Raw genomic sequence first — 24,785 nt, 5'->3', positions numbered from 1 at the left:
AACGGTCGTAGTGGCAGATAGGCCTACGGGTTCCTGCCATATGGTTGTACTCGGTCGTGAGTTAATTAATCAGTTGGAGTTACCGGATGAAAAACTTTCTGAACATTTTGCATAACGAGTGGCGGATCATGGTCGCCGATAGAAGCCTGTTTCTTGTCTCCCTGTTGCTGATATTTCTTTTAGGCTATGCTCTTTTTATCGGTTTTACCGCAACGGATGTCAGGGAAGAGCGGATACGTGAGTTGGCAGTGCAACAGGAACAAAAACTGTCAGCGACAGCAAAACAAATCAGCCTTATAGAGTCGGGTCGTGAAATGCCGACAGCATTTTCCAATCCACTCAATCCAGCGCTTTTGGGTTCGGGACAGGGAGCTCTGCATGCCGTTATGCCGGTCAGTCCATTGTCGCCCATTGCTTTAGGACAGTCCGATATGCTGCCGGATCATTACAGGGTTTCGATAAGGAACAAGACGACGTTCATGTATCAAACCGAAAATGAAAATCCCTGGAATCTCTTGACAGGGCGTTTCGATCCGGTTTTTGTGTTGGTGTACCTCTTGCCACTCTTCATCTTCGCTGTTAGCTACAATCTTGTTTCCTCAGAAAAAGAACAGGGAACTTTACGTATGCAGTTGTCCCAACCGGTGACTCTGCAGCTTCTCATGATTGCTAAATTGACCGCGCGCATGGTACCGGTGATGATTATTTCCATTCTCGCTATCACCTTGCCGTTTCTCATTCTGCGTGGTACTGCCGTGATAGCATCCGGTCAGTTGCTGTACGGTCTTGTGGCGGTATTGATCGTTCTGGCGTATGCGCTGTTCTGGTTTATGCTTGCGCTTTTTATTAACAGTTTCGGATTCTCTTCGGCAGGCAACGCTCTTATTCTGGTCGGTATCTGGGCTTTTCTAGTGCTTGTGGCGCCCGTGCTTCTGAACGTATACGTCAGCCGTGTGAGTCCGGCTCCTTCGCGTATCGAACTGGCAACAGAGACTCGCTTGATAACTATCGACGGCTTGAACCGCTATCAAGAACTTCTCTCATCGGATTACCGCCATGTCCAGGAGTCATCGATGCTTTTGCCGCAGGATGGACGGTTCGAGGTGCCGGAACGTCTACAGGCTTTTTATCTCATCAACAAGTCGGTGGACGAAAAGGTCGGGACTCTTCTGGCTGACTTCGAGATGCGTCTGTTCGCACAACAGGACCTGGTAGAACGTTTCGGGTTCGTTTCGCCTGCGATCCTCGCCTATGAGGGACTGTTGTCCATTGCCGGTACCGGCACCAGGCGTTATCAGCATTTTACAGGACAGGTGAATGAGTATCATCAGCAATGGAAAGATTTTTTTGAACCTCGTATCACCTCAGGGCTGGCCATGACCGTAGCCGATTTGGGTAAACTGCCGCGTTTTACATGGCGTGAACTCGATTCGGGCGTAGTTCTTATCGGGAGCCTGATGAAGGCTCTGCTGATCTTTCTTATGGTGGCAGTGCTGTTCCTGCTGGGGTTGCGCAACTTTGCGAAAGCCACCGATATTTTGTGATTCCCTTTTTTGTTAACCGATAACTGGAGTAAATTCATGAGAAGATCAGTACTGTTTCAGGCAGTTTTTCCTGCTGTGATATGTAATGTCCTGCTTGTAACACCTCTTTTTGCCGAAGAGCCGGAATTCACCCTTCCTGAAATTTCGGTGGTAGGTGAAAAGGTATCGACGAGTACCGTCGCGCTCGATGATGAAACTGATGCGGCTTCGCGGCTTGGTCTTACGATACGCGAAACCCCGGCCAGTGTTGAAGTTGTCGATCGGGAGACGATCCAAGAGCGTGGTGATCGGACCGTTTTCGAGGCCGTCGACAAGACGGCTGGATTTGCCAGTGCGTCCAGTCCTGCCTCACCAGGTGTTTTTTCTGTGCGAGGGTTTACCGGCAATAGCGTGGCCTGGTTGTATAATGGCATCAGGATTCCCGGTGGAAGTAACCTATCGGCGCGCGTTATGGATACAGCGAATCTTGAAAGGATCGAAGTTCTTCGTGGGCCAGCTTCAGTGCTGCATGGAGAGGGGGCGATAGGAGCGGCTATAAACCTCATTTCTCGACAACCAAAGTTTAGTGAGCAGCCTATTGAAATCGATTATGGATTTTCGAGTTTCAATTCACATCGGTTCCATGCCGGTACCGGAGGGAGTATCAGGGACGATGAAGTGGCATACCGGCTCGATGTGAGTACAAACCGTTACGGCAGCAATATCGATGATGAGCGTACAATTCTGGACCGTGTGACCGGTTCACTGCTCTTCAAACCGTCAGATAACATGTCGTTTACTCTGGAAGCCGACTATATGCGTGATGAAACCGATAACGCCTATTATGGCACACCGCTGGTTGACGGCAAGATCGACGAATCGCTGAGGGAGATCAACTATAATAACCTGACTGACAATATTACCGCATCGGATGCTCTTTGGGTACGCGGCAATTTCGAATGGACACCGGCAGCTGACTGGAAAATCACAAACCGCTTGTACTATTACGATGCTTTTCGTGAATGGCGCAATGTCGAAAAATTCACGTATGACAACGGTGTGGTGACAAGGTCTTGGTGGGGGGATATCGGTAACGATCATCAGGTTATAGGGGATCGTATCGATGCCCTTTACAAAGGTAAGATCGGTGGCATGGAAAACAGACTCCTTGTCGGTGTCGACTTCAGTTATACTGACTTCGAGAGCGATCGAAACGATTTTTCGGGTTCTGAAATAGTTGATCCATACGATCCTCCCGTTGCTGATTTCATTGATGTAGCCGGAGGATACAGAACTCCTCAACGGGACGTTACCATCAGTCAATGGGCTGTCTTCATGGAGGACCAGCTATCGATCATACCTTCGTTCAAACTGGTTGGTGGCTTTCGCTACGACACATTTCATGCGGAGTGGATTTATCTCGACGAAGCGAGTTCGCCGGAAGCATCGAAAACCCATCGTTTCGCATCATGGCGACTGGGCGCGGTCTATGATCTTACTTCGGACATCGCTCTCTACGCTTCCTATGCGACAGCCGTCGAGCCCGGGAGTACCTTGTTGTTGATAAAACGCAATCAGACCCAACTGGATCTTACCGAGGCAAAACAGATAGAGTTGGGGTTGAAACAAACCTTCTGGGATGGTAAAGGTGAATGGACATTCGCAGTCTACGATATTACCAAAACAAATGTTTTTGTTCCCGATCCATCTTCTCCCGGTGACAAATTGGCTGTCGGCCAACAATCTTCTCGTGGTGCGGAACTGAGTCTTGGGCTGCGTCCAAGCCGTCATTGGCAGATCGATGCGAATATCGCTGCGGTCGATGCCCGCTATGATGACTATACGGCCGGGAATCCACCAGTCTCTCTTGACGATAACAGACCACCCTTCGCCCCTGAATGGGTCGGGAACTTCGGCCTTCGCTACATGATGAATGAAAATCTGGGATTTGGTGCATGGGTGAGACACGTCAGTCCGGTGTATGTCGATGATGCCAATACCCTTGAGCTTGACGCATATACGACGCTCGATCTTTCGCTCGACTACAAATTCAACTCGTGGGCTAAAGCTGGTGTGAACGTACGCAATGTCACGGATGAGTTATATGCGAACTGGTCAAGTCATTACGCGACAGATCAGGTTATCATTGCAAATCCGAGGACGTATGAACTGTTTGTCAATCTGAGAATCTGAGGAAGGTGCAATTTTTTTGAAAAGATCGTAATTTTTATTTTGTCTAAATAAATAACGGTTTTATATTATTCACTAACTCCTTTGTTGATTCTCCTTTGTTCTTTCAACCCCTCCGTAATTCGCTTACGGAGGGGTTTTTTTAAGTGACGATATCATAAACGGTTGAACTGCGTGATCAATGCTTAGTGAGTCAAGTGAGATGTATATCCAGACGGTGTTTCGGTTGTCCGAGAAAAATGGCGAAGTAACTATCGGCATGATTGCCGAGGCGATGGGGTATAGTCTCTCGACAGTTTCAGAAAAAGTGAAAAAACTCACCGATCAGGGCCTGCTTTTGCATGAATGGCGTGAAGGGGTGGCTTTGAGCAACGATGGCAGACGGTTAGCGGCAAAACTGCTCAGAAAAAGACGGTTAGTCGAAACCTTTCTGGTTCGTATGGCTGGATATTCTCCTTATGAGGTTCATGAAGATGCCTGTCGCTTGGAGCATGTTGTTTCGGAGCGCTTGACCGATGCGTTAGACAAGATGCTTGGTTATCCGGCCAGAGATCCTCACGGTCACCCTATTCCTTCGGCCGAAGGAGAGTTGAATGGAAGGGAGACGGTTCCTCTTTCCGCAATCGCTCCGGGTTCACAGGCTAAGGTTTCTGCTATCTGTACGACGGATATAGAAAAAATGAAATACATCAATCAGTTGGGCTTTCTGCCGGACAACATGTGCAGGGTTATAGAAAAGGCACCTTTTGACGGGCCTGTGATGGTGGCGATGAACGGGAAAAACGTGCCGGTTTCCTTGTCACTTGCCTCGTTGATCGAAGTTGAAACTTTCGATAGCTAAAAAACACAACAGTCATGATAGATAACGATCTGCTGAAACTTCACAAATCTGTGTTTTTGGACTGGAAAAATAAACTGGGATCGGTCGACAGTCCGCAGGAATCTTTTGAGCGTTGGCTTTTTATACAGGCATCCGGTGTTCTTTTCGGTGGCAAGACGGGAGAGCTGCTCATTGTGAAAAAAGACTTTTTCAGTATGCCGTTGGAATGCTGTCTGATACATGCCGATTCTTTCTGCGAATCATGGGGATTGAAATACAAAATGCTCGTAATGACCGATGGTTCCCTGAAATTCATTGTTTATCGGGAAGATGCGGTGAATCTCCGGCTTAAACGGGCGTCGAAAAAAATTCTTCATTGTCATTTGAGATACCCGTTCGGTTTGAATGCGCATACATTCCTTCATGAGCTGGCAAAGCGCTGGCAGGAAAACGGCCGCATTCCACATGAAATAGGTGTTGCTCTCGGTTATCCCCTGAAAGATGTGTGGGGTTTTATGGGTTTGAATAAATTCCGCTGCAGTGGAAGTTGCGGGTGGCAGATTTTTGGTGATCCGGAGCCTTCGATGAAAACCCGTGCCCGTTATGCAGATGCCCGCAAGAGAGCGGAATGTCTTCTGCGGGCTGCATAGATATCATGACCCGCGTATCGGGTCGTTGACGGCATCAATGGTGCTTTGAATTCGTTTGTTCAGCCTTGTACGATGCATTCTTCCGGGCAGACCGAAACACATGCCTGTGCGTCCAGGTCGGCGCACTCGTTACAGGTGTTTGGATCGATAACATATATGTCATCGCCTGCAGAAATTGCATTGACCGGGCATTCCGCTTCGCATGCGGCGCAATAGGTGCATTCTTCGGTGATAAACAGTGCCATGATAATTCCTCGTTAGTTGTTATATAATAGTACGTTGTTAAAGATGCAGAACCCTGTAAAAGGTCGGACTCCCGTTGGGTTATGTTTTTGCAATAGCCTCCGATGGGCATTGCGGTACACAACGAATGGCTGACATGTTACCACAGTCGTTGCACAGGTTTGCGTCGATAACATAGGTTTTTTCTGTTTCATGCGCCTTGATGGCATTCCGTGGACATGCTGTGCGGCAGCTATCACACATCACGCAGGCATCCGGGTTGATCGTGTAAGCCATGATTCCCTCCTGCTTTAATGATTATTGGAAACATCTCGTTTTTTCTCTGAAGATGCTTGAGTATGGCACATCTTCACCTATAAAGATAGAGCAGGAAAGAGGGTTCGTCAATAAAGAATATTGTAGAGAGGTTAACCGAATTCAGGGTGGATTTTCTTTTGCTCTATCATAGTTAGGTTCTTTTCCAGAAAAAGTTATCACGGCACTTCGTCAGGAATATGATTAACGCCGCAGTCAGGCCAAAGATCGCTATGAGACCGTAGTCGAGTCCGCGTAAAGACCGCCGCATTGACTTTCCGGGTATCAGGAATACGAGCAGCAGCGCAAAAACACTGCCGGCCAATGCTTCCCGCGGATTATCTGCATGGGTGACAATGAGGTGTCGGTATGATGATCCGGGTATGGACTGTGTTATCTGCACAGGAAAGAGGAACGACGCTATGGTTCGGTGCAGTGACATGCTGTGCAGGTATTTTGGGTCGGGCTCGCTCGTGAAAGCATGGATCACTTTGAAATTGGATGAAATGGCGATGCCTCTCGCAGATGAAGTTTCTCTGCCCGGAGTTCGGGTGATGAAGGAGGAGTGGAGAAGGTCGGACCACAGGGTGAGCGTGAACGCTTCAGCGTTGAAATCATCGACAGGCAGCGATTTCAGGGAACAATCTTCTTGCATGATGGCGTATACAGCTTTTTTCGTGATGATGAATCCAAAGAATTTTTTCAAGGGGTGCTCTTTTATCACGATGTCCTCGATCTGTTCGGTAATGCGTTGTCCTGTCGCTCTGCAGGAGGGCTTGTTGTCAGTCATCTGTAGTTGAAAAAGTGCTCCATTGGCATCTGTCAGGAAATAACCGGCATCGTATTCTTTTCTAATGTCGGGATTTCCTCCCATGGAGGTAATCGGAAATATGAAACCGGCTGTTCGCAACGCTTCAGTGAACGCTATGCTTTTTGGCCGGTTTATGACGCCCGTATAGGGAGAGATGAACTCGATGGCGTTACCGTTTCGGATCACTCTGAAAAAATCTGACGGTTTCTGCAGCCTGGCACCCTGCGGGTTGGATTCCAGCATCATGTAAAGCATCGCGGGAGGTGCATTGAAATCACGTGACGAGAGACGTGTGAATTGCCAACCGTGCCGTGCCTGTTGTGGTGTGATCGGTATGCCGTCGATCGTTTCAGGAAACGTTCCCCATTTTTCCAGGTCACGGACATAGAGAAACGGTTGTCCTGAACGGTATGCCTTGCGGGTCAGCGATGTGCCGTTTTCCAGCATATAGCACTGTTCGTCAACTTTGTCGGGATCGCTATGGCTGAACATGAATTGCTTGTATATAGGACTATACAGCATGGTTTTGTGGATCTTTGCCGGTGTGGCGACCCGCCAGTACAGGATAAGCAATATCGCGGAGAGTCCGCAGGTTGCCAGAGTGATGGAAATAATGCGTGCAATGGAATAGAATGGGTTCTTTGACGGCTCTCCCGTGAAGCGCAGGGATGTGTAATACACCAGAGAAATATAACATATGGTTGCCAAAGCATAGGTCCACAGCGATGGTGCGGAAAGTCCATAAGCGTCTTTGGTCGCCAGAATCATCCACGCCGGGAAAAAAGTGAGGAGTGAAAGCAGCTTCATCGGCAAGTCGCTCGACAGGAAAAAAGAGACCGTGGCCAGGTAGGCGATGAAACCGAGCATGCACCAGGGCAGGACGGTCAGCAGCACGGGATAGGTAACGTTCCATGGAAAATGAAACAGCGACAGGATGCCGCCAAGCAGTGTGAGCCCGGTGATGTTCACGCACAGCAGAATGGCCGTGCCCGTCATGAGGAGCAGGGTTATGATGCGAGAGGGATCGGTAGGGGTATGAAACAGCAGTCTCAGACGTTTCCCTGAGGACTCCGGTCTGGCCTGAAGGAAACCGGTGATAATTCCACAGGCGACAAGAAGCATGTATGTACTGAAAAACTGGGGTTGTTTGAAAATGACGGTTTCCCATAACCCGAACGGCCCGTAATGACGATGCAGAGCATGCAGGTTGAGAAAGGTATCGGTTGCTGTATAAATGAGCAGAAGAGGTAACAGCCATATTCCCCTACGGAGTTTGATCCACTCTTTGTTCAGGAGTGATTGCCACTGGTTGTTCATGATGTTGCTGCGGTTAAAGACATATTTGGAAACAGAATAGCGTAACGTTTGTGCCGATTCAATACTTTCCGGTCAACCCTATGAAAGCGTCTTCAAAAGTCATGGTAACCGATGTGATTCCGCTGCAGGGAATCCGGTGCTCTTCAAGGTACTCCTGCAGTTCGGAGCGGTTGAAAAAGCCGTATACGGTGGTTGTCTGCCGGTTGTGTTCCACCCCGAGTATACGGTCGTCCACGGTCATCTGTAATGATGCGGCAGTGCTGTCGAACGTGAAGCTTCGAAATGTTTCCATGAACTTCTTTTTAGCCATGCAGCTGCTGATGCTCCCTTCTTTCAGTACTACCATGTGGTCGATGATCCGGTCGAGTTCCTGGACGACGTGCGAAGTGAGCAGGACGGTGGTGCCGTGAAAAGTGACGTAGTCACGCAGGAAATCGATAAACAGCCTCCGGTAACCGACATCGAGCCCCATGCTGTAATCGTCGAGAATCATCAACTGTGGCATCTGCGCCATGATCAGTCCCAGCACTACCTGGGAACGCTGTCCATGCGACATCTCACTCAATCGTCTCGAGGCGGGCATGTTCATGCGGGAGATCAGGTCATAGTAGATGTCCCTGTTCCATTCAGGATAGAAGGGAGCATAATACCGGTCGAGTTCGGCTACACTCATGAAGTCGTATTGGACGAAACCTTCCTGTAGCAAGCCGATTCTGGAACGAGTTGACGGAGAGAGCGCGTGGCTCTCTTCGCCAAGAATTCTGCAGGTACCGCCCGATGCCTGCAGGAACCCCATCAGGATGTTGATGACCGTGCTTTTTCCGGCTCCGTTTTTTCCCAGAAGGCCGAATATGCTGCCGGCCTTCACGTTGAAACTGATGCCGTGAAGCACGGTTTTCTTGCCGTATGCATGACGCAGGTCGACACATTCGATTAACGTATCCATATAAATGAATGACAAGCACGTTGAAATGATTTAAAACTCACCTCTCAGACCGAGATAGTAACCCCGGCCTCGGACAGTTCCGTCTTCGAGCGCGCTGGTGTCCATTTTGGAGTTGAAAACGTTCAGGACATCCAGTATGATGGTAGTGGACAGTTGCTCCGAAGCGAACAGATCCATCTCTATGGACAGGTCGGACATGAACCCTCCGTCTATGCCCCCTATAACGTATGCTTCGTAATAATACGTGCCGTTCGGGTTAAGCCAGTCCGAACTTTTGCGGGTTTCGCTGCCCGATGTGGTTCCATAGGGGGTCTCACTGCTGATCCGTGCATCCCTTTTCAAGCCCCTGCTCGAATCCCGCCATCTGTTGAAGGAATAGAGACGAAGCTTGTCGTCGAAGAAGCTGCCTTCCCAGGTGAATGTCAGCACCCACGGCGCATTGTAGTTATCGGCGGGCATATCGACCCTTTGCATCAGCTCGCCGTCGTAATACACCTTGGAATAAACCCGTTCGATGGAATTGGATTCCTTGTACACGTTATCGCCGAACCCGCCGTTAAAGGTTTTGGTTTTTGAGGTCGTTGCGCCGAATGTGAAGGCATGTTTACCCCAGTCCCCGGCATCGAAGGCGCGTGTGAGGGTTGCCGTGAAACCGTCGTAGGAGCCCTGACCGTCGTTGGTCATCCAGTATCGGGTCTCGTCGTCTTCTTTTTCACTCATGTTCATCAACTGTTTCCTGTGATCGCGATGGACCATCTTGACACTGTAGTCGAATCCCGCAACGGAACCGATCAGGCCGCCCATGATTTCGTCGGAGTAAGGTGTGTCGAGACCCTTTGCCATGTAGCTCTTGTCGGCGCCGGTAACGTTGTCGGCGATCTTGATCCATTCGTCGCCTTGTTTGAGCCATTGATTTTTCACAAAGGGGCGGTATCGGTCGAAGGCGTAGGTCCGAAGAGCCGTGCCGTAATAGCGATTATAACCGGAGATCAGGCGCAGCGTGCCGTCGCCGAACGTGTCGTATTCGGCTCGCAAGCGGTGCGATATATCGAGGTTTTCGGTGTAATCGTCATAATCGAGGCGAAAGCCGGGAGTGACCAGCAGTCTTTTCCATGCCAGATCGGCCTCTGCATAGTATCCCAGCGTCTTCAGCGATCTTGACTGACTATATTCCAGGTAATTTGATGTAGTGCGAATTGCCCTGGAAGGCATTTTAACGAGAACATCGACCATTGCGGCTTCATTCCACATGTCTATCGTGGCTGCATTGACGTTCACACCCGTTGATATGGCCTTCAGAAGCAGCAGGTTCAACTCTCTTGACTCGAAGTCCACACGGAGATCGACGCTGCGTTTTTCGACCGTTGCGTCACCCACACCACCATACTGTTCGCCGTCGTCTGTAGCGAGATCGATATAAGAGTAGCGGTAGTTGGTTTTGGTATCCCGGCTGTAACCGTTTTCCGAGTAGGCGGCTTTGAAACTGAGCAGGCCGAGGCCGGTTACCCAGTCGGCGCCGGCGCTGAAACGGTAGGCGTCGTTGTAGATCTCCCAGTCGCTGTCCGCCCAGGCAGCCCGCCACCGTTTTTCGGTATATGGCGCATATGTTGCGTCAAACGTCAGCAGGAGATTGCTGTTAGGGTTGAACAGAAACCTGGCGAAGTAGTTTTCATTGGTTCTGAACTGTTCGTCGTCATCGTATACATAGGTTCTCGCCCCGTCTCTTTCCCGTCGTTCCAGCGGTATGGTGGAATGCTGTCTCGATGCGGAGAACAGCAAGGCGGCCTTGTCGGTCAGGGGGCCTTCCAGAACTGCATTGAGATTGTAAGTTGAAAAGTCGGGTTGATTGTCGGGCTCTTCGGATGCTTCATCCACGTCACGCATGACGAACCATTCGCTTCTCGTATGCCTGCCGGAAAGGGTGAAATGCCACCGGTCGGCACGTGGATTGCGCAGCTCCGCATCGATCAGGCCGCCGGTAAACCCTCCGTATTTGGCGGGGACATTGCTGGTATAGGCGGTCACCGATTCGACCAGACTGATATCATAGAACAGGTTCTGATCGGCCCCGTGGACGCCCAGATCGTTGAAGCTCGCTCCCGCATTGTTGTTTTCAGCGCCCAGACCGCTGGGGTTGAAAGTGTTGGTGTTGCCGATTCCGTCGATTGTGAAACTGTTTTCATAGGGTTTTGCACCGTTGATCGAGACCCGGGGAGGCCTTATTTCACCAGCAGTCAAACTCGAACTTTCATCGTTGGAAAACTGCACGTCGGGAAACACTTTCAGCGCTCCCGTTATCGAGCCGGTATAGTTGGGCAGAGACTGAAGGCTTTCTCCCCCGATCGTGCTTTTTCCCGGCTCGTCTGCTGCTTCCCTGACAAGTATGGGGTTGAGCCGAAGCGTTTTGGACGTATCCGTTTTGGATGTATCTATCCTAGGTGTCTCTGCTGTATTTTCAGTCGCTGAGGTTCTTTGAGGCAGTAACACACTGCCTGTTGCCGATAGCAGAATGATCGACAATAGTGCGGGTAGGACAGGTTTGTTGTGCATGAGGTACTGATTTTACTGATGCTGCTTTAGGATACTGCTATAAATGCCTATGAAGCGCATGCATGCATATCAATGGCGGTCGTAATTTGTCTATTTTTTTTATTTAGACAAAATAAAAATAAACAAATTAAGAGATTGAAAACATGTAGGATGGTAGAAATCGGGATGTGTTTTTCCGCAAGATCTTACACATTTGGGGCTGTGATGTGTTGTAAGTATTTATGACAGGAGCCTGAAGGCTGGAATGTCTGAGCAGCTCTTTGTCTCACGGCAACACCTCTCAATCCACTCAAAGAAGTGATAGAATCGAGGAATGGATTAAGAGAGGTGCCTATACAGATGTTTGAAGGTCTACTGTATCCACTGATACCATACATCATTGCCTGTGCAGCAGGAGCAACTGCTTTTTTTGTTTCCGCATGAACTGTCGGGTGTTTCCTTACGGAGCTTGCCTTTGCGGATCCAGTGCTCGAGCATCGGCTCAAGTGTCTCAGGTGAAGCATTGTAATGGACACTGAGATCGTTGATCGAGACGATACCCCTGTTTTGCAAGTATTCTTTCAGTTCAAGAAGAGACATGAATGATACTGGTTTGATTGGCATGACGGGAGCACCCTTGTGATACTCCCGCTTTTTGAACGGTTTATGCTTCTTCTCTCCGTCTACCTTTCAACCACATAATTACAACTGCAACAACGAAGATAGAAAGCATGGAGAATGTCCAGAGCAACGATCCTGCAGGGTTTACGGAAAAAGTGCCGAGTTGATAAAAAATCACAGCTGCAATATATGCCAGGCCGGTAGTCCATAGCCCAACAAAAATTGTCCATCCAAGGTTTGTTTCACGATATACCGCTGCGATCGCCGCGACACAGGGAAAGTAGAGGAGAACAAAAAGCAGGTAGGCGAACGCACCGACTTTGCCGTCGAACAAGTTGACCATCGATCCGAAGATAGAGGCTTCGACCTCTTGTTCTTCAGCTGCTGTTTCCATGTCGGAAACATCTCCGATAGAGATTCCCAGCGGGTCGAGTACGGTATCTGCCAGGTCCCCGAGATTTGCCGGTATTGTCGCAAAAGATTCGTTGATACCGGCCCAGAAGTCGAACTCTTCATTTTCCTCATCACTCTTCTCTCCGTCGCTTCCTATCTGGGCATATAAAGCGTCAAGCGTACCCACAACCGCTTCCTTGGCGAAAATGCCGGTGAAAATACCGACGGTAGCCGGCCAGTTGTCTTCAGTGACCCCCATCGGGGCGAATACTGGCGATATTGTTTTGCTGATTGACGAAAGCACTGAATTTTCAGTATCCTCGTTGCCAAATGAACCATCCGTTCCCAGTGAATTGAGAAAGCTCAACACGACGATGACCGGGACAAGCACTTTTCCTGCACGAACCAGGAATGATTTCAGGCGGTCCCAGGTTCTCAGCAGAACACCTTTCACGGTAGGGAAATGGTATGGGGGGAGTTCCATAAGAAAATGACTTGTTTCGCCTTTCAAAAGAGTATTTTTCAAAACCAGAGCGGTCAGCACGGCAAACGCAATCCCTATCAGATAAAGCAGGAATACAATGTTCTGTCCTCCTACCGGAAAAAACGCTGCAGCGAAAAGAGCGTAGACAGGAAGTCTCGCGCCGCAGGACATGAAGGGATTCATCATGATTGTCATCAGGCGGTCTCTCTGGTTTTCAATGGTCCGGGTACCCATGATAGCCGGGACATTACAGCCAAACCCTACCAAGAGGGGGATGAATGCCTTTCCAGGCAGACCAAGAAAACGCATTCCCCGGTCCATGACAAATGCCGCTCTGGCCATGTAGCCCGAATCTTCGAGAAAAGAAAGGAAGAGGAACATAAATCCGATGGGAGGGATGAATGTCGCCATGGTTTGAATACTGCCGCCAAGCCCTGAAGCCAGGATGGTGAGCAACCATTGTGGGGTTTCAAGCGGTTCGAGCAGTGCGCTGAGGCCATCGACGAAAATAGTCCCTGCGAACATGTCGAAAAAATCGATAAAAGCACCGCCAAGATTAATGGTGAACATGAACATAGTGTACATTGCTGCCAGAAAGATCGGAATACCCCAGAGGCGGCTCAAAACAACTTTGTCAATTTTGTCCGAAACGGTTTCCGAAACTTCCAGTTTTCTCCGGACCACTTCGTTGACTATTGTACTGATTTGGCGGTAATGACTATCGGCCACGATAATGTCGATGTCTTCATCGAGTTCTAGAGAGAGCTTCTGCCTTGACTGTGAAATTTCATTTTGCAATTCATTGTCGACAAGCTTTTCCAGAGGCAGGTCTCCTTCGAGAAGCTTAACCGCCATCCATTGAGGATCAGCGTCCGTTTGCCTGCCGTTGGTACGAAGTTTTTCGGCGAAAGTTTCAATTGCGGTACTGAGGTTTCGAGGGTATTGTGCCGGCGAACGGTACTCTTTATGGCGGTCGATTTCCTGGTAAATAGCTATTTTGAGAGCAGGGATTCCCTTGTTTTTCGATGCAATGACGGGAATGATTCGGCAGCCGAGTCTCGATTCAAGAGCATGGATGTCGATCTCAAGGCCCCGTTCGTTGGCAACATCCATCATATTCAAGGCTATCAGTACCGGAACGTTCATTTCAAGCAAACGGCTTGTGAGGTAGAGATTCCGTTCCAAGTTCGAAGCATCGACGATGTTGATGATCAGTTTTGCCTCTTTTGACAGTATATATTCTCTTGCAATTTCCTCATCAACTGACGATGCTGTAATGGAGTACACTCCCGGTAGATCGACCAGCTCTATTTCGAGATCTTCATGAGTGTATGTTCCTGTCTTACGGTCAACGGTTACACCGGGCCAGTTGCCGGTTTTCTGGTTCAGGCCGGTCAGGGCGTTGAACAGTGTCGTTTTTCCGCAGTTCGGGTTACCGGCGAGTGCAATCGTTGCCTTTCGTATGTTCTTTTGGTTTGGCGTGGTTTGTTCATTCACTATCATGGTGTCGGGCATTATTGCACCTCCTCGACGATTATTCCCTCGATGTCTTTTTTGCGTAATGAAAGTTTGTATTGCTTGATCAGGACTTCGACGGGGTCTCCAAGGGGCGCAATGCGTACAATCTGAACTCTTTCTCCTTTGAGAACGCCCATGTCGATCAATTTTGATTTGAGAGAACCGGAGCACGAGATTTTTTTGATCCGCGCGGTTTGTCCTTTTGTAAGTTCCGACAGTTTCATACGTTGCCGCTCCCTATTAAAATGTTCTTTGCCAGTCCGCGTCCCAGGACCATTCTGCTGTCCTGAAGCTTGACTAAAAGCGGGCTGCCGTTTCGATTTTGCAGCACGGTCACCTGTTGTCCTTCATAAAAACCCATTTCTCTCAGTCTTGTAGCTCCATTGTGGTGCGACCCATGGCCATGACCGTGTTGCTGGCGGTGTCCATTGTTGAGGATGCCAACGATTTTGCCAGTCATGCCCTGTTTCATTTGTGTCAGAGGTGTCATTGCGCTTGTTATTTCTCCGGTTACATTGTCAATGCTTGTACCGGTTTTGTTTTCTTTTGGTGCCGCATGCTATCGTGTTTTTTGTCTTCCATTGTCGCAGGACTTGTTCGAGAATATTTTCGGTTTTATGATGGATTTTCGCTGTAAAAATCTGACAGCATGTTCGAGAGAAAATATATTGATTTAAATGGACTAAATACAAATAGGTTTTTTGAAAAAGGAGAATCGGTGGGGTTTGATACCGATATTGAGTTATTATGCGTTTTCAGAAAAGGAGCAACGCACAGTCACAATATGTTTCAGTTCAGTCTTTTTCTCGAAAGGGGATGCCGTGCTCCAGCATGTAGGATTGTATGCGGTCGGCATGATCTTTGTCTTCGAGGTTGAGTTGCTTGAACAATTCGTCGGAAAGAGAGCAGGATTTTCTGTTCATGAACTCCTGGTAATGGATTTCTCCAACAGATTGTTCGAGATCATACGCGGTTTGAAATGCATCCTGGCGTGAAGGCGGGTTGGTCTTGTACTCGGCGATAAGGGTTTCAAGTTCGGCGTTTGAGGATTGCAGAGCCTTGAGATCGGAGGTCAGCAGGTTTTCCGGGAGGAGACCGGAAGGTTTTTGAATGTTTTTTTCATTACGGAGAAGTGCGGCGTGGTTTCGTTCTTCGATCGAAAGCTGCCACCAGAACTCTTCGTCTTCCTCGAAGAGTTCGTGAAACAGTGTGTAAAGCCGGCTGATATTGATTTCGTGGGCTATAGACAGGTCGAGAAGTTCAGATAATGATGTATTCATGGGAAAAGGAAAAGGTGTGTTGGCGTGACAGGTTCGTTAATGTAAATTTCAATGTTTCGGTGTACAATGTCAACCATCAATTACGATAAAAATGAGCGTAAAAAAACTCGATAGAAATTTTTTCCAGCGTTTGTTCGGTATCTGTGCGACTCCCAAGCCTCAGCAGGAGCAAAGTTGGAAAAAGGTAGATGAAAAAATCACTATTGACCTTAACATGATGCCCGAGCTCGGCAGTAAAGGCTCCGCCATACGGATTGAGGGGAAAGGGGTTGATATTCCTGTACTTGTTGTGCATGGGGATGATGGGGAATATCACGCTTTCGAAAACAGATGCACTCATGGAAAGCGTGCTCTCGATCCTGTTCCCGGAACAAAAACAGTTCAGTGCTGCAGTATCGGAACTTCAACATTCAACTATGATGGTACTTTGGTCGAAGGCCCTGGAAAAGGACCTTTGAAGGTTTATGAGGTGAGCCGAATGGGAGAAACCTTGAGCATAGTTGTATAGAATTGCTGTTCAATGTTCCGGAAAATTGTTTCTGGCGGACAGACCGGTGTCGATCGGGCAGCCTTGGATTTTGCTTTGGCGCATGGAATTGAGCACGGTGGGTGGTGCCCGAAAGGGAGGCTGGCAGAAGATGGAAAACTGGATGAAAGATACCGCCTGAATGAAACGCCTCGAAAAGAGTATAATCAGCGGACCGAATGGAATGTGAGAGATTCCGACGGCACGTTGGTTATCTTCAGCCTTGAGTTGACAGGTGGTACTCTCTATACCTGTGAGGTCGCCCGAAAACAGGGAAAGCCGGTCTTCACAGCCGAATCAGGAGGTTTCGGGAAAGAACGGGAGGTGTTTGACTGGTTGGTAAACAACAATATCGAGGTAGTGAATATCGCCGGCCCGAGATCAAGCTCGGAGCCGGGTATTTACGCTATGACTCTGGAGTTTCTCGGGAACATTTACGCTTGCCGGTAAGCGGCGTATTCCTGCAGACTTTTAACGCCAAACTCCTGTTGACGAAGGCATGCAATTGCCTGCACGGACGCCTCGGCAGCTTCGATGGTGGTGACAAATGGAACGCCGTTCATGACCGATGCCGCCCCGATAGCTTCCTCGTCATGCAATGCTCTTTCACCCAGAGGGGTGTTGATGACAAGGTCGATCTTGCCGAGCCTGATCGTGTCAAAGACATTCGGTCGTCCTTCTTCGCCAACTTTGAACACTTTTTTGCATTCAATACCGTTGTCAGCAAGAAACTGTTGCGTTCCTGCCGTGGCTATGAGGTCGAATCCAATATCGTAGAGTTTTTTTGCGATATTGATGATTCTTTCGTCTTTATCATGATTGTTTACGCTGATAAACACCGATCCGGATGTCGGAAGCTCCATGTTCGCTGCCTGGTATGCTTTTGCGAAAGCTTCGGGAAAATCGTATGCGAGGCTCATGGCTTCTCCCGTTGAACGCATTTCCGGACCGAGATACACTCCGGACTTCAGGAATTTCGAGAATGGAAAGACCGGCTCCTTGATGGCAAGGTGGCTCATGCCCAGTTCATCGCAGTCAGCCAGGCGGTATTCCTTGCGAAGGTCCGAGAGCTTTTCTCCAAGCATGACCCGTGTTGCGATTTTTACAAGCGGTACAGCGGTCGCTTTCCCAACGAACGGAACGGTACGGCTTGCTCTGGGATTAACTTCGATGACGTATACCTTGTTATTCTGAACAGCATACTGAACGTTCATCAATCCAACCACATTCAGGCTTTCGGCAAGCCTGCGTGTATACTCTTTCATGGTTTCGATAACAGACGGATCGATGTTATGGTAAGGAAGAATGGAGGTCGAGTCCCCGCTGTGTATACCGGCGGCTTCGACATGCTGCATCATACCGCTGACAACGCAGTCCGTACTATCTGCAAGCGCATCGATATCGAATTCAACAGCGGTTTCAAGAAAGCGATCGATCAACAGCGGATATTTCTCCGAGATGAACAATGCCTGGTCGACATATTCCTTGAGCGAGTCATCGCTGTATATGATTTTCATCGCTCGTCCCCCCAGGACATAACTGGGTCTTACCAGGACCGGATAACCGATTCTGCCGGTGATCTCCTGTGCTTCTTCGAACGAAACCGCGGTATCATAATCCGGATGTGGGATGTCGAGCTTACGAAGAAGCGCTCCGAATTTTTTTCTGTCTTCGGCAAGGTCAATTCCTTTGGATGACGTGCCGAGAATTGCAACTCCCGCTTCTTCGAGTTTTGTGGAAAGTTTCAGCGGTGTCTGACCTCCAAAGCTTACAATGACGCCAAGGGGCTGTTCATGCTCGAGAATACGAATGGTGTCTTCGAACGTAAGGGGTTCGAAATACAGCTTGTCTGCGATGTCGTAGTCGGTAGAAACGGTTTCAGGGTTGCAGTTGATCATGATAGACTCGTAACCGGCTTCCCTGAGTGCAAAAACGGCTTGAACGCAACAGTAATCGAATTCTATTCCTTGCCCGATACGGTTCGGGCCACCTCCCAGTATAACCACTTTTTTACGATCTGAACGAACCGACTCGTTTTCCTTGTCGTATGTCGAGTAATGATAGGGTGTTTTTGCGTCAAATTCAGCCGCACAGGTGTCAACCGTTTTAAATACGGAGTCAAGACCGTACTGTTTTCTCAGGTTACGGATGTCTTGATCGGAAACATCGAAGATGTAGGCAAGTTGACAGTCGGAAAAACCGTGTTCTTTTGCCTTTAAAAGATGTTCTTTAGATATTTTACAAGTCAGGCTGAGGACTTCTTCGGACAGGTCTGAAGCTGCTGTTGTCATGCAGAGTCGATGAGTTTTACGTAGCTTACAGGAAAAGCTGAAACTGATAAAGAAAGATAAGAAAAATACCCTGGTAATCGTAAATCCGTGAAGTATACAAAAATGTGAAGGGTTATCAAAGAGGGGGGTTGTATCCGAAGATTTTTTACATTACTGTACGTTATATGGAGTTTCGGACCACCTGTTTTACCGCCGCATTCCATCATTTCTTTTGAGTAGAAATGCAACTGCTTTGGAGTGCCGGTTTGGTTTTTTACAGGGGTCATTAACATTAGGGATATATCAGTATGGAACAGTCGAAGATTGATTCAATTGAGTCGGCAATTGAGGATATAAAGGCGGGAAAGCTTGTTATTGTTATCGATGATGAGGACCGTGAGGACGAAGGTGATTTTATAGCTGCCGCTGAAAAAGTAACCCCGGAAATGGTGAACTTCATCACGAAGGAGGCAAGAGGTTTGCTCTGTGTCGCAGTGACTATGGAACGCTCGAAAGAATTGCAGCTCGATCCTATGGTTCAACGAAACACTTCACAGCATGAAACCAATTTTACCGTATCGGTCGATGCTCTTGCCGAAGGGGTGACAACCGGTATTTCTGCCTACGATCGGTACATGACGATAAAGATGCTGGGAGACCCTGATACCCATGCGGACGATTTTTCGAGGCCCGGCCATATTTTCCCTTTGCGTGCAATGGATGGGGGGGTTCTCAGAAGAGTCGGTCATACAGAAGCCGCGGTTGATCTTGCCGAACTTGCAGGGTGTTCACCTACAGGACTTCTCTGTGAAATCTTGCATGACGACGGAAGTATGGCCAGGTTGCCCGAGCTCCTGAAGATCAAAGAGAAATTCGGGTTGAAGCTGATTACCATAAAGGATCTCGTTGCCTATCAGATGAAACGCAAGAAACTGGTTTCACGGTTGGTGGAAACAAAGCTGCCGACGATGCACGGAGAGTTCAAGCTGATTGCCTATGGAACATGTTGTGATGATAAACAGCAAAACAATCTCGCTTTTGTAAAAGGTGACGTAGATACTGACGAGCCGGTTCTGGTGCGTGTCCATTCTCAATGTGCTACTGGCGATGTTTTTGCTTCGTTGCGTTGTGACTGCGGAAACCAGCTTGCCGCTGCCTTGCAGCAGATCGAAAAAGATGGCAGGGGCGTTCTTGTTTACCTGATGCAGGAAGGGCGTGGTATCGGTCTTATCAACAAACTCAAAGCGTATAATCTTCAGGATCAAGGTTTCGATACGGTGGAAGCCAATGAAAAACTCGGGTTCAAGGCTGACCTTAGGGATTATGGTATCGGGGCGCAAATTCTTCAGGATCTCGGGGTGAAGAAAATGCGTCTGATGACCAACAACCCGAAAAAGATTATAGGGCTTGAAGGATATGAGCTCGAGATAGTCGAAAGGGTTCCGATTGAAATAGCTCCTAATTCGGTCAATCAAATGTATCTTGAGACCAAGCGGGATAAAATGGGGCATATGATTTCGTGTTCCTGCATTTGTACATCTGAAAACGACCATCAGCATAAATGATAAGCCAAGCTCGATAGCCAAGAAGAGTGTATCGGAGACAGAGGGCTGTTGAACTGTATTGATATGTTGAAGACGGATACGATTATCTCCAGGTAAGTGTTGTGAGTCAATCGGTAACTAACCATTAACTATAAGAAGAATAAACAGCATATGAACATGGATGTCCTTCAGAAACAGGATAAAGAGATTTTTGAGGCGATAAGCGGAGAGGTTCGTCGCCAGACAGAAACTCTCGAACTGATTGCATCGGAGAATTTTGCAAGCAGGGCCGTTATGGAAGCTTGTGGTTCGGTCATGACAAACAAATATGCCGAAGGATATCCTGGCAAAAGGTATTACGGGGGATGTGAATTTGTCGATGTTGCGGAAAATCTTGCAAGGGAACGTGCAAAAAAACTGTTCGGTTGCGAGTATGTCAATGTCCAGCCACATTCGGGTTCGAGTGCGAACATGGGAGTGCTGTTTGCTGTATTGAAGCCCGGCGACAAAATTATGGGACTCGATCTCTCACACGGTGGCCATTTGACTCATGGAAGCAAGGTCAATTTTTCAGGTCAGTTTTTTGATGCCCATACCTATGGGGTAGACAGGGCGACAGGTTGTATCGATATGAACAAGATCGAGGAAATGGCTCTTCAGGTTCGTCCGAAGCTTATCATTTGCGGGGCAAGTGCCTATTCCCAGGGGTTTGATTTCAAAGCATTCAGGGAGGTAGCCGATAAGGCAGGGGCTTTTCTCATGGCCGATATCGCTCATCCGGCAGGTCTTATTGCTTCCGGTTTATTAAACGACCCTATACCGCATTGTCATTTTGTGACAACGACAACTCACAAGACCCTTCGTGGACCTCGGGGGGGCATGATCATGATGGGTCAGGACTTTGAGAATCCTCTTGGGATTACCGTAAAGACAAAGAAAGGTGTGCGTACCAAAATGATGTCTGAGGTGATAGATGCCGAGATCATGCCGGGTATTCAGGGTGGTCCGCTTATGCATATCATTGCTGCCAAGGGTGTTGCTTTCGGTGAAGCCTTGCAGCCCGAGTTCCATGATTATGCCGTACAGGTTCGTAAAAATGCAGCTGTTATGGCTGACAAGTTTATCGGTCTTGATTACCACATTGTCAGCGGTGGAACAAAAAACCATCTCATGCTGATTGATCTGCGCAACAAGGATGTTACCGGAAAGGTAGCGGAAAACCTTCTGCACGAGGCAGGTATTACGGTCAACAAAAATATGGTGCCATTCGATGATAAGTCTCCTTTTGTGACGAGTGGTATCCGTATCGGAACTCCGGCGATGACGACAAGAGGGATGAGCGAATCACATGCAGAAGCCATTGTAGGGTTCATCGATAGGGTAATCAGTGCAGCTAACGGTGATCAGTCAGAAAAAGTTTGTGCGGAAGTGAGGGAGGATGTCAAGGCGATGTGCGGAGCATTACCTCTCAATGATTTTGGCCCTACTCCATGAATGAGAAGCTGGAATTCGGAAGACTGTTGAATTGTTAAGCGACATGTCGGGATGCTCGCTCATGTGAGATATTTGTGGATGATCCCGTAGGGGCGAAAAATTTTTCGCCCCTACTGTGCTTCGGTGATGGCAATTCATTAGAGGCTTGTCTGATGTTCTCAAAGCCAATATCGGATCTCGGGGTCGAATGCTATCCCTCCCAACTCGTCACGTTCTTATCTGAGAAATCATGGTCTACGATATTGCTGCGGATGTTGTTGTGGCGTTCCATCTTTTGTTTATCATCTTCGTCATTGCAGGCGGATTACTGCTCTTTGTGAAACGCTGGGTCGCATGGTTCCATCTCCCTGCAGTTGTCTGGGCTGTGATGATCGAGTGGAAAGGGTGGATATGTCCCCTGACTCCTCTGGAAAACTATCTTCGATATAAAGCACAAGGTTCCGGTTACGAGGGAGGGTTTATCGGGCACTATCTTCTTCCCATTGTTTATCCGGCAGGTCTTACCCAGGAGATACAGTATTTTCTTGGGGCATTGGTGATTGTTGTGAATCTTCTTTTTTATGGTGGATACACAGTTTTCTCGTTACGCAAGAAGTGAGATGAAAAAAGGGAGTGCTGCCGAAAACATTGGGATTTGTTGTTACCTGCGCTTGAGCGCAAGCCACAGGAGACCTGCCAATAGGTACACTGAAAGGAACGTCATAAGCTCGAAAAACATGTTCGAATGTATGAACTCGAAAAGCATAGGGGTTGTTTGTCGGGGGTTAACAGTGATTTTGTGATAATATTATACGAAATAAATCGCACACTTAGTACGATTTAGCTACACTAAGGCATTTTTTTTAAGCGACAGTACCGGTGCGGGATCGCACTTAATGGCTTTGCAGAATGATCTTGATCATCTTATTGACCTCTGCTTCGGTTGTTTGTTCTTCCTTTCGCAAAATGTTGAGTTCGGCGGCAAGTTTTTTTTCCGTGTCGAGATCAGGAGCGGTGCGTAGTTTTTCAGTTACCCGCTTTCTTTTTTCTCGGAAATTTTCCAGAATAAGGCTTCTCACTGAATCGAGAAAGGCGGTTAAACACCGTTTGGCTTTTTGCTGCTTTTCATCGAATGATTCGTACCATCGGTTGCTCACCGGAGGATCTATCAAGAGGCCTGAAGCGAGGTCGCGTGCTTCGGGAAGCGATATCGAGCTTATTTCCGTTGTAATGTCGAGGTAGCTGTCAGGAACGCTCTGTTTTTCTCGATATCGTTCGACAAGGTGTTGGAGTATATGGGTTGCAAGTGGATTGGATAGTTTCAGGAGAGCTTCATGCGAAGCGCAAAACTCAAGTACTTCGTTTCCATACCAGGTGCTTTCGAGCAATGCTTTGATAAATGTTTTTTCAAGCACCGAAAGCGAGGTTTTATTTGCGGTACTTTTATCTGCAGCCTCTTTTTCATTCTCAGATCGTTTTAAAAGACGCTTAACTGATTTATCCTCAGCCATGATCTTCTTGAGAACCGGTACGCTTATGCCGACTTTTTGTTCGAGCTTCTGCAGGTAAAATTCTTTGCGGATAGTGTCGGGAACAAGTGCGACCGTTTTGAGCATTTCATGGACCGCTTGTGATTTTTTCTCTGGCTGTTCGAAAAAACCGAGCTTGCGGTAAAAGGAGATTTGGAAATCGGTGAACGATTCTCGTGAGCTTTCCACGAACTGCAGAAACCCCTCTTTCCCTTTTTTTCTTATCAGACTATCCGGATCTTCACCTTTCGGGAGAGAGGCTATCCATGGCGTAAGACCTGACCCGACAAGGATGTCAATTCCTGAAAGCATTGACTTTATACCGGCTTCGTCACCGTCATAGACAAAGAGCACGTCTTCGGTGTATCTTCGCAATATTTTTGCCTGTTCGCGGGTCAGTGCAGTACCGCAGGATGCTACTGCATTGCAGAGATCAGCCTGGTGAAGAGCCAGTACATCCATATAGCCTTCTACAAGAATAGCCAAGGCCTCTTTGCGAATGGTTTCTTTCGCTGCATGCAGGCCATAAAGGACTTTTGATTTGTCAAAGACTCTGTTTTCGGGGGAATTGAGGTATTTGGGAGCGTTTTTATCGCTGCTGAGTGTTCTTCCCCCAAAACCGATGACCTGGCCTCCAATGGAAAAAATTGGAAACATGATCCGGTTGCGAAAATAATCGTAGTAAGAGTTTTTTTTCGGGTTGTGATAAACAAGGCCGGTTGAGACAAGATGCTCGAGTGGTATTTTTGAGCGTTTTGCATGGGAAAGCAGATATTCCCACTGGTCGGGTGCACAGCCAAGGCCGAATGTTGTTATGGTTTTGGGTGTCAGGCCTCTTTTGGTTACAAGATAACCGAGTCCTGCTTTTCCATCCGAGGAATTAAGCAGTCGGTTGAAAAGCCTTGCCGCCCACTTGAGCGTTTCATGGGAGGTCTGCTCGGCCGGACCAGGAGTTGCTGGCCCTTTCACGTAGTTGCTGATATCCACACCGCAGCGTTTGGCGCTTATTTCGACGGCTTCAGGGAAAGAGACCTTCTCCATTTCCATAATGAAGGTAAAGACGTTTCCCCCTTTTCCGCTGGAAAAACATTTGTAAATCTGCTTGTCCGGAGAGACGACGAACGAGGGGGTTTTTTCCTTGGTGAAGGGTGAAAGCGCCTTGAAGTTTCTGCCTGAAGGCCGGAGTTTCACATAATCCGATATCACATCAACGATATCGCAGCTTTCACGTATTTCATCAATTTTGTTCTGCGGAATCATTGGAGGATACTGTATTCTTTTGTTGCTTGGTCTGTATTGTGTTTTTCAGATTTTTTTCCTTTTGGTTTGCTTGATGCTTTTGATCATATGATAGCGTGAAAAACAGCAATTCGCAATTATCGGGCATTCGTATCGTGATTTATTTGTGGGGACGAGCAAGAAAAGACCGATCAGAGAAAAAAGATTTTTCCTGAAACTTTCCTTTTTTCTAAATTTCTCGACAGTACTTTGAAAAGGCTTATCGGTTGAGGTTGAACAGAGGTTTTTCGCAGTTGTTTTTATTTGTATACTTCCCGTGACCAATCGAGTTCATGTTCCGCAGTCGGTAGTATATCCACAATATGTTTAAAAATATATTCATGCTATGAAACAAGGAATATTCACGCTACTCCTGATCGTGGTGACGACGGTAGTGTCGGGGGGTTTTTACCTTTGGATGGGAACGACCCCGGATGGAACGACCTTTCACGAGCTCTACAAGGGGGGGCAGGTGGTGATAGTGCTGATGGCGCTGATATTGATGGTGATCGCCTATATCGTGGAGCGGATGATAGCGTTGAACAA

At 48.1% G+C, this 24,785-nt stretch carries 21 protein-coding genes and 1 pseudogene; 10 read left to right on the top strand and 12 right to left on the bottom strand.

From position 1 onward, the window contains the following. The first annotated feature begins 86 nt into the window (after window positions 1–86). The 4 genes from CR164_RS12305 (at window position 87) to CR164_RS12290 (ending at window position 5,183) form a co-directional block, all read left to right on the top strand. Complete coding sequence (locus CR164_RS12305) at window positions 87–1,544, top strand: ABC transporter permease subunit (RefSeq protein ID WP_110024297.1); 1,458 nt, start codon at window positions 87–89, stop codon at window positions 1,542–1,544. 36 nt (window positions 1,545–1,580) lie between these two features. Then, window positions 1,581–3,716, top strand: a complete 2,136-nt coding sequence (locus CR164_RS12300; protein WP_110024296.1) for a TonB-dependent receptor — start codon at window positions 1,581–1,583, stop codon at window positions 3,714–3,716. A 178-nt stretch (window positions 3,717–3,894) separates the two neighbouring features. Continuing rightward, window positions 3,895–4,554 (top strand): metal-dependent transcriptional regulator, encoded by a 660-nt coding sequence (locus CR164_RS12295; protein ID WP_110024295.1) that lies wholly within the window; start codon window positions 3,895–3,897, stop codon window positions 4,552–4,554. A gap of 14 nt (window positions 4,555–4,568) precedes the next feature. Further along, window positions 4,569–5,183: a DUF3793 family protein gene (locus CR164_RS12290; protein WP_110024294.1), complete on the top strand. Its 615-nt coding sequence runs from the start codon at window positions 4,569–4,571 to the stop codon at window positions 5,181–5,183. A gap of 59 nt (window positions 5,184–5,242) precedes the next feature. On the opposite strand, the gene CR164_RS12285 is transcribed toward CR164_RS12290, so the two are convergent. From CR164_RS12285 to CR164_RS12240, 10 genes are all read right to left on the bottom strand, one after another. Then, window positions 5,243–5,428 (bottom strand): 4Fe-4S binding protein, encoded by a 186-nt coding sequence (locus tag CR164_RS12285; protein ID WP_110024293.1) that lies wholly within the window; start codon window positions 5,426–5,428, stop codon window positions 5,243–5,245. A gap of 79 nt (window positions 5,429–5,507) precedes the next feature. Next, window positions 5,508–5,702, bottom strand: coding sequence for an indolepyruvate ferredoxin oxidoreductase subunit alpha (locus CR164_RS12280; protein WP_110024292.1), 195 nt, complete (start codon window positions 5,700–5,702; stop codon window positions 5,508–5,510). Between the two features lie 172 nt (window positions 5,703–5,874). After that, window positions 5,875–7,848: a DUF4857 domain-containing protein gene (locus CR164_RS12275; protein ID WP_110024291.1), complete on the bottom strand. Its 1,974-nt coding sequence runs from the start codon at window positions 7,846–7,848 to the stop codon at window positions 5,875–5,877. Between the two features lie 58 nt (window positions 7,849–7,906). After that, the gene (locus tag CR164_RS12270) at window positions 7,907–8,794 is read right to left on the bottom strand and encodes an ABC transporter ATP-binding protein (protein WP_110024290.1); all 888 of its coding nucleotides are present in this window, start codon (window positions 8,792–8,794) and stop codon (window positions 7,907–7,909) included. Window positions 8,795–8,824: 30 nt separating this feature from the next. Next, window positions 8,825–11,344 (bottom strand): TonB-dependent receptor, encoded by a 2,520-nt coding sequence (locus CR164_RS12265; protein ID WP_110024289.1) that lies wholly within the window; start codon window positions 11,342–11,344, stop codon window positions 8,825–8,827. A gap of 351 nt (window positions 11,345–11,695) precedes the next feature. After that, on the bottom strand, window positions 11,696–11,947 hold the full coding sequence (locus CR164_RS12260) for a FeoC-like transcriptional regulator (RefSeq protein ID WP_239994558.1): 252 nt from the start codon (window positions 11,945–11,947) through the stop codon (window positions 11,696–11,698). Window positions 11,948–11,987: 40 nt separating this feature from the next. Further along, window positions 11,988–14,336, bottom strand: coding sequence for a Fe(2+) transporter permease subunit FeoB (gene feoB / locus CR164_RS12255; RefSeq protein ID WP_110024288.1), 2,349 nt, complete (start codon window positions 14,334–14,336; stop codon window positions 11,988–11,990). Then, on the bottom strand, window positions 14,336–14,563 hold the full coding sequence (locus CR164_RS12250; protein ID WP_110024287.1) for a FeoA family protein: 228 nt from the start codon (window positions 14,561–14,563) through the stop codon (window positions 14,336–14,338). The genes feoB and CR164_RS12250 overlap by 1 nt, the downstream gene beginning before the upstream one ends. Next, complete coding sequence (locus CR164_RS12245) at window positions 14,560–14,811, bottom strand: FeoA family protein (protein ID WP_322113289.1); 252 nt, start codon at window positions 14,809–14,811, stop codon at window positions 14,560–14,562. The genes CR164_RS12250 and CR164_RS12245 overlap by 4 nt, the downstream gene beginning before the upstream one ends. Before the next feature lie 322 nt (window positions 14,812–15,133). Beyond that, window positions 15,134–15,619: a rubrerythrin family protein gene (locus CR164_RS12240; protein WP_110024285.1), complete on the bottom strand. Its 486-nt coding sequence runs from the start codon at window positions 15,617–15,619 to the stop codon at window positions 15,134–15,136. Window positions 15,620–15,710: 91 nt separating this feature from the next. On the opposite strand from CR164_RS12240, the gene CR164_RS12235 reads away from it, so the two are divergent. Together CR164_RS12235 and CR164_RS12230 are read left to right on the top strand one after the other, a co-directional pair. Continuing rightward, window positions 15,711–16,127 (top strand): Rieske (2Fe-2S) protein, encoded by a 417-nt coding sequence (locus tag CR164_RS12235; RefSeq protein WP_110024284.1) that lies wholly within the window; start codon window positions 15,711–15,713, stop codon window positions 16,125–16,127. A gap of 12 nt (window positions 16,128–16,139) precedes the next feature. Beyond that, on the top strand, window positions 16,140–16,595 hold the full coding sequence (locus CR164_RS12230; RefSeq protein WP_110024283.1) for a putative molybdenum carrier protein: 456 nt from the start codon (window positions 16,140–16,142) through the stop codon (window positions 16,593–16,595). Here the strand turns inward: CR164_RS12230 and carB are convergent. After that, on the bottom strand, window positions 16,580–18,436 hold the full coding sequence (carB, locus tag CR164_RS12225) for a carbamoyl-phosphate synthase large subunit (RefSeq protein ID WP_110024282.1): 1,857 nt from the start codon (window positions 18,434–18,436) through the stop codon (window positions 16,580–16,582). The two genes, CR164_RS12230 and carB, sit on opposite strands and share 16 nt — an antisense overlap. A gap of 287 nt (window positions 18,437–18,723) precedes the next feature. On the opposite strand from carB, the gene CR164_RS12220 reads away from it, so the two are divergent. From CR164_RS12220 to CR164_RS12210, 3 genes are all read left to right on the top strand, one after another. Further along, entirely contained in the window at window positions 18,724–19,980 is a 1,257-nt protein-coding gene (locus CR164_RS12220; protein WP_110024281.1) for a bifunctional 3,4-dihydroxy-2-butanone-4-phosphate synthase/GTP cyclohydrolase II, read from the top strand. Window positions 19,981–20,130: 150 nt separating this feature from the next. Continuing rightward, entirely contained in the window at window positions 20,131–21,453 is a 1,323-nt protein-coding gene (gene glyA / locus CR164_RS12215; RefSeq protein ID WP_110024280.1) for a serine hydroxymethyltransferase, read from the top strand. Window positions 21,454–21,682: 229 nt separating this feature from the next. After that, a complete protein-coding gene (locus CR164_RS12210; RefSeq protein WP_110024279.1) occupies window positions 21,683–22,051 on the top strand; it encodes a DUF2784 domain-containing protein in 369 nt (122 codons plus the stop codon). Window positions 22,052–22,325: 274 nt separating this feature from the next. Here CR164_RS12210 and dnaG read toward each other — a convergent pair whose 3' ends face one another. Next, entirely contained in the window at window positions 22,326–24,221 is a 1,896-nt protein-coding gene (gene dnaG, locus CR164_RS12205) for a DNA primase (RefSeq protein WP_110024278.1), read from the bottom strand. Between the two features lie 364 nt (window positions 24,222–24,585). Here dnaG and CR164_RS12195 point away from each other — a divergent pair. Then, window positions 24,586–24,785, top strand: a pseudogene (locus tag CR164_RS12195) (MotA/TolQ/ExbB proton channel family protein); the annotation flags it as partial.

It is taken from the genome of Prosthecochloris marina (assembly GCF_003182595.1).
Lineage (GTDB): Bacteria > Bacteroidota > Chlorobiia > Chlorobiales > Chlorobiaceae > Prosthecochloris > Prosthecochloris marina.
This window is presented reverse-complemented; position numbering and strand designations above follow the sequence as displayed.

Excerpts from the sequence above, each read along its gene's own strand:
- feoB (WP_110024288.1), bottom strand. The coding sequence starts at position 14,336 with ATGCCCGACACCATGATAGTGAATGAACAAACCACGCCAAACCAAAAG.
- CR164_RS12265 (WP_110024289.1), bottom strand. The coding sequence starts at position 11,344 with ATGCACAACAAACCTGTCCTACCCGCACTATTGTCGATCATTCTGCTA.
- dnaG (WP_110024278.1), bottom strand. The coding sequence starts at position 24,221 with ATGATTCCGCAGAACAAAATTGATGAAATACGTGAAAGCTGCGATATC.
- CR164_RS12300 (WP_110024296.1), top strand. The coding sequence starts at position 1,581 with ATGAGAAGATCAGTACTGTTTCAGGCAGTTTTTCCTGCTGTGATATGT.
- CR164_RS12210 (WP_110024279.1), top strand. The coding sequence starts at position 21,683 with ATGGTCTACGATATTGCTGCGGATGTTGTTGTGGCGTTCCATCTTTTG.
- CR164_RS12230 (WP_110024283.1), top strand. The coding sequence starts at position 16,140 with ATGTTCCGGAAAATTGTTTCTGGCGGACAGACCGGTGTCGATCGGGCA.
- carB (WP_110024282.1), bottom strand. The coding sequence starts at position 18,436 with ATGACAACAGCAGCTTCAGACCTGTCCGAAGAAGTCCTCAGCCTGACT.
- CR164_RS12305 (WP_110024297.1), top strand. The coding sequence starts at position 87 with ATGAAAAACTTTCTGAACATTTTGCATAACGAGTGGCGGATCATGGTC.
- CR164_RS12235 (WP_110024284.1), top strand. The coding sequence starts at position 15,711 with ATGAGCGTAAAAAAACTCGATAGAAATTTTTTCCAGCGTTTGTTCGGT.
- CR164_RS12270 (WP_110024290.1), bottom strand. The coding sequence starts at position 8,794 with ATGGATACGTTAATCGAATGTGTCGACCTGCGTCATGCATACGGCAAG.
- CR164_RS12290 (WP_110024294.1), top strand. The coding sequence starts at position 4,569 with ATGATAGATAACGATCTGCTGAAACTTCACAAATCTGTGTTTTTGGAC.
- CR164_RS12245 (WP_322113289.1), bottom strand. The coding sequence starts at position 14,811 with ATGAAACAGGGCATGACTGGCAAAATCGTTGGCATCCTCAACAATGGA.
- CR164_RS12295 (WP_110024295.1), top strand. The coding sequence starts at position 3,895 with ATGCTTAGTGAGTCAAGTGAGATGTATATCCAGACGGTGTTTCGGTTG.
- CR164_RS12240 (WP_110024285.1), bottom strand. The coding sequence starts at position 15,619 with ATGAATACATCATTATCTGAACTTCTCGACCTGTCTATAGCCCACGAA.
- CR164_RS12280 (WP_110024292.1), bottom strand. The coding sequence starts at position 5,702 with ATGGCTTACACGATCAACCCGGATGCCTGCGTGATGTGTGATAGCTGC.
- CR164_RS12275 (WP_110024291.1), bottom strand. The coding sequence starts at position 7,848 with ATGAACAACCAGTGGCAATCACTCCTGAACAAAGAGTGGATCAAACTC.
- CR164_RS12285 (WP_110024293.1), bottom strand. The coding sequence starts at position 5,428 with ATGGCACTGTTTATCACCGAAGAATGCACCTATTGCGCCGCATGCGAA.
- glyA (WP_110024280.1), top strand. The coding sequence starts at position 20,131 with ATGAACATGGATGTCCTTCAGAAACAGGATAAAGAGATTTTTGAGGCG.
- CR164_RS12260 (WP_239994558.1), bottom strand. The coding sequence starts at position 11,947 with ATGCCAATCAAACCAGTATCATTCATGTCTCTTCTTGAACTGAAAGAA.
- CR164_RS12250 (WP_110024287.1), bottom strand. The coding sequence starts at position 14,563 with ATGAAACTGTCGGAACTTACAAAAGGACAAACCGCGCGGATCAAAAAA.
- CR164_RS12220 (WP_110024281.1), top strand. The coding sequence starts at position 18,724 with ATGGAACAGTCGAAGATTGATTCAATTGAGTCGGCAATTGAGGATATA.